We start from the raw sequence: 3322 nt of genomic DNA, 5'->3' as shown, positions 1-3322 counted from the left end.
CCCTGCATCAGTGGAAAAAGACGATCCGCTGGCTTGATGAACTCACCGCTGAAGCTTGCATGAGCAAGATTACATGCTAAATTCGTGGGGATCCCTCAGTATTGAAATCCAATGTTTCAAAACATTGAGTTCGTGTTTGCATTCTTCAAATTTTTCAACTAATGAATCTTCAATAAATATCGCTTTAGCTTCGCAGTGATTAAGCGTAAAAACCAAATCAGAAGGACCTTGTAAATAATTTACAGGTACAACAACAACGCCTGCTTTCATGCAACCATAAATAACGAGAGCGAATTCAATTGAATTAGGACTGGCTAATGCAACTCTATCACCTTGTTTTATATTTAACGCTCTTAACATATGATCAACTTTATTTAGCGCTTTATTTAACGCTAAATGGGTATAGGCAAGCCGTTCATTGTTTCTGTATTCCACAATGGCATCAAGGTTCGGGGATGTTGCTGCTTTACGCCTAAAAACATCACCCATGGCAACTCTGTTAATTATATTTCTGGAAGTATCCATCAGTATTCCTCTATTTTTTAATTATGTTATAAACTTAAACTAATAAAGCGCTCTCACAATAGATGGTTTCTTTTGCAATCACTTGTTTAATACATTTTTTAATAAATTCAAAATCTGGTTTATTGTTCTCAGAGGTTTGCTTAAAAGCGTTTGAAAGCACATGCCAACTCTGTGCACTTTCAAGCATTTTATTTTCTAATTCTAAGGTTTTAATAGATTCTAGATGTTGACCCGCTTCAGCTAAGAATCGAGCATACATTTTTCTAAAACCACTGCCACCTGTACCTCTTTTTTCAATGGTTTGGTAGGCAAATCGACAGTTCCATTGCCAGTCATCAGATTCGGCCCAATTACTGAGATCATCGGTCAGGGAGTGCAAAGCAGAAAAGCCGCTTGCATGGTCAGTTGAGTTAAGCAACCTATGTGCATTTTCCTTAATAGCCAATTTGCATAGTGTTTGTAAATCTGTAGGTTTGGATAGATGATGCGGAGCATAAAAATCACCATTACATATAAAGGGGGGGATTTGTGATACCCGCGCTTTTCTCATATCAGAAAAAGGCACGCTTTCTAAGTTTTCTCTTTCGGTATCGGTTACATAAAAAATTTTATCGTTTTTATCGTAACCCCAAACCATAATTCCATGACCCGGAAAATGACTCGATGAATTAAAGTAATGTAAATAAAATATGTCACTAAGCAGTAGGGCAGGCCGGTTTTCGTCTATGGCACAAAGAAGTTGTTTCTCGCTTTCTTCTTCCGTACGGCCACTTAACCATGAAAAATCATCTACACCAATAGCATTGAAAAAGCGTTTTTCATATCCTAAAGAGCGTGTATGAAGCAGGCGAGTAGGGGATGAAGACGGTGTTTTTAAATAAGTAATGCCTAAGCCGCCGCCTATACCAAAACAGAAGTCTTCACTCCAATTGAAATGATGAAAACGAACCAAGTCTGCTATTGCAGTACTAGAACAATGATGTCCTGGAACATGTGTATGATTAATTAAAGTCACTTAATATCCTTGAATTTGCTTAAACGCATATCTATAAGATAAGCTTAATACTTTAACGATGTAGCCATCGTTAAAGTATTATTAGTAGTTTACGATCTAAGATTCGCTCTGGCTTTTTCCGATACGTAATAACCAAGCTAAACTTGGAATTAAGGTAAGCGCACCGATCATATTAAAAACAAACATAAAGGTTAATAATAAGCCCATATCGGATTGAAATTTGATTGGAGAGAAAGCCCATGTCGCTACACATATTGCTAAAGTTACGCCAGTAAAGCCTACTGCTTTACCTGTTTGGTTTAATGTATATAAATAAGACATATAGAGTGACTTTTTCATGGCAAGCCCTTCTTTTATTTTACTGAAAATATAGATGCCATAATCAACCCCAATCCCGACACCTAATGCAATTACAGGTAATGTTGCAACTTTAACGCCTATACCTACAAAGGCCATTAACGCTTGACTTAACACCGAAGTGACAATCAAAGGAACTATGATGCATACAACAACAGGCACCGATCTAAAGGTAATTAAACAAATAATAATAACAACGGAATAGACCCAAATAAGCATCTCATTTTTGTGCTTCTTCAATTACGATATTGGTTGATGCTTCAACACCTGCATTTCCAGCGGCAAGAAGAAATTTAATACCATCTTGAGGATATTGTTAATCTTATGTTTAACTTGTTACATAAGATGACGTAGGGCGTTGGTTTTAACTAGTGCTTTTTACGTCAAAATGTATTTGTTTTGTCATTTTTAATCATTTTATTGGGGTCTACATTTATTTGTGGAAGTAAAATATGGAAGAAAGTTATACGGTACTGAGCGGTTGGATGATCTCTATTAAGCGTGCAATGGAGTTATTTGATCTTGATTTTGATGAAGCATGTCAAAATTTTAAGATTGATAGCCGTGCTTTTAATAACCCAGAATCAAGAACTACAGCAAAAAATATAACTAAAATACTTAATTATACTAACGCTAAGTTGAATCGGCATGATTTCTCCATTTCTGTTGCCAATCAGTTTCATCCTAATATATTTCATGCTCTTGGTTATGCCATGGTCTCGTCTGAAAGCCTACAAGCTGCTCTCCAATGCTTAGCTAACTACAAAAGAGTACTATCAAATACATGTAAGCTCACGGCGTTAGAAAGGAATAGTCAATTATTGGTTCATATGAATTTGTTTTGCCATAAAAGTACAGCGAGCCCTGTATTATCTTATGTTGGAGTTGAACTTTTTATTCTCACTGTAATTAAATTTTCTAGGGAGTTAGCAGGAGCAAATATTGTACCTTTGAAAGTGTTGTTTTCTTTTCCCGAGCCTAATCATGATACTGATTATTTAAATGACTACTTTAAATGTGATGTTGTATTTAATGCAGAAAAAACAACTATTGTTTTTGATCTTGAACAAACTCAAAAGCAATTGATAACGACTAATTCATTAATAACTCAAATGCATGAAAAAATTCTTGAAGAGTTCATGTCTCGTATAGATAAAAATGATTTAAAACATGTTGTAAAGTCAAAGATATTTGATCTTTTACCTTTTGGTAGCCCTTCTCAGCAAGTGATCGCTGAATCTTTAGGTTTTAGTCTTCGAAATATGCAACGAAAGCTAAATGAGCAAGGTACAAACTATCAGAGTCTATTAGAGAAAACACGTAAAGAGTCCCGAATTCAACTGCGAAGTGCGACACTCGTCAATATCAAGCAGCCAATGCCATTTCTTTAAATACAATCGCTGGCTGCTTGAAGCCTAAACACTT

Annotated in this window: 3 protein-coding genes and 1 pseudogene; 1 reads left to right on the top strand and 3 read right to left on the bottom strand. The window is 35.7% G+C overall.

What is annotated here, in order from left to right; translation table 11 throughout:
• Positions 1–69: 69 nt before the first annotated feature.
• The 3 genes and pseudogenes from BIZ39_RS20975 to BIZ39_RS20965 all read right to left on the bottom strand — a co-directional run.
• Positions 70–525 carry a class I adenylate-forming enzyme family protein gene (locus tag BIZ39_RS20975; protein WP_187447989.1) on the bottom strand — a complete coding sequence of 152 codons (456 nt, stop codon included), beginning with the start codon at positions 523–525 and terminating at the stop codon, positions 70–72.
• Positions 526–559: 34 nt separating this feature from the next.
• Positions 560–1540: a BtrH N-terminal domain-containing protein gene (locus BIZ39_RS22570; protein WP_187447988.1), complete on the bottom strand. Its 981-nt coding sequence runs from the start codon at positions 1538–1540 to the stop codon at positions 560–562.
• 96 nt (positions 1541–1636) lie between these two features.
• A pseudogene (locus BIZ39_RS20965) lies at positions 1637–2204 on the bottom strand (MMPL family transporter); the annotation flags it as partial.
• Positions 2205–2349: 145 nt separating this feature from the next.
• Here BIZ39_RS20965 and BIZ39_RS20960 point away from each other — a divergent pair.
• Positions 2350–3288, top strand: coding sequence for an AraC family transcriptional regulator ligand-binding domain-containing protein (locus tag BIZ39_RS20960; RefSeq protein WP_187447987.1), 939 nt, complete (start codon positions 2350–2352; stop codon positions 3286–3288).
• Positions 3289–3322: the final 34 nt, after the last annotated feature.

This window comes from Alteromonas sp. BZK5, from assembly GCF_014349115.1.
Classification (GTDB): domain Bacteria; phylum Pseudomonadota; class Gammaproteobacteria; order Enterobacterales; family Alteromonadaceae; genus Alteromonas; species Alteromonas macleodii.
The sequence above is the reverse complement of the archived record's forward strand: the minus strand, read 5'-3'. Positions and strand labels throughout refer to the sequence as shown.

What these genes read in the sequence shown, in the direction of transcription:
- BIZ39_RS20975 (WP_187447989.1), bottom strand. Translation starts at nt 525, where the DNA reads ATGGATACTTCCAGAAATATAATTAACAGAGTTGCCATGGGTGATGTT.
- BIZ39_RS20960 (WP_187447987.1), top strand. Translation starts at nt 2,350, where the DNA reads ATGGAAGAAAGTTATACGGTACTGAGCGGTTGGATGATCTCTATTAAG.